This is a genomic window from Aequorivita sp. 609 (genome assembly GCF_014212065.1).
In the GTDB taxonomy this organism is placed as follows: Bacteria; Bacteroidota; Bacteroidia; order Flavobacteriales; family Flavobacteriaceae; genus Aequorivita; species Aequorivita sinensis.
In genome coordinates this window covers 1-605 of record NZ_JACJVM010000152.1, presented here as the reverse complement: position 1 = coordinate 605, position 605 = coordinate 1, and the positions used below count along the sequence as shown (strand labels likewise).

The following is a 605-nucleotide window of genomic DNA, read 5'->3' as shown; positions in this document are numbered from 1 at the left end:
TTTAGATAGCGCTGTTTCGTCAATGGATAGGTAAGGCCCAATGTTTTCAGGGAATATGAGCCATTGTTTGGCATGCTTCTTTTGTTCCCAGTCTTTAAAATCACTTAGACAGTCTTTGTATTGGCGCTGTAGTTTTTTGCCATTAACACCATAAAAATAACCGATTGTATGGCAATTGGATGCTTTAGTATCGACTAATTTCTTTTAAAAAAGCAGCGAACTCGGTGGTCATCCGTGTTCCCTGTGCTACTAAATTCCAATCTCTCTGAACAACTTCTTTAGTTGCCTTATCCAGCCATCTACGCCGTTTTACATGCAGGTATACTGTGTTTCCGCGCAATGGAAAATCTTGGATAGTAACTTCTTTGTGAAAACCGTGCGCTATAAGTTGTCGTTTTGATTCTTCCGCTGGTACAGCGTTACGCTCTTGAAAATAAAGATGCATAACTTCACCACTTTTTGTATTCTTTACAAGATCGAAGTGATTGATTAAAAATTCAGGCAGGATAAGTTTCAGTAGGTCTAGATAATTGTCCAAAGCTTTGTTTTAAAAAACAAAAATCAGAATTCTATTTCAATTCACACACAACTTTTGAGAATGATCC

The 605-nt window shown here is 37.4% G+C and carries 1 protein-coding gene; it reads right to left on the bottom strand.

Translation table 11 applies throughout. The features are described from left to right. Positions 1-184 precede the first annotated feature (184 nt). On the bottom strand, positions 185-538 hold the full coding sequence (locus H4O20_RS13095) for a transposase family protein (RefSeq protein WP_139856841.1): 354 nt from the start codon (positions 536-538) through the stop codon (positions 185-187). Positions 539-605 lie beyond the last annotated feature (67 nt).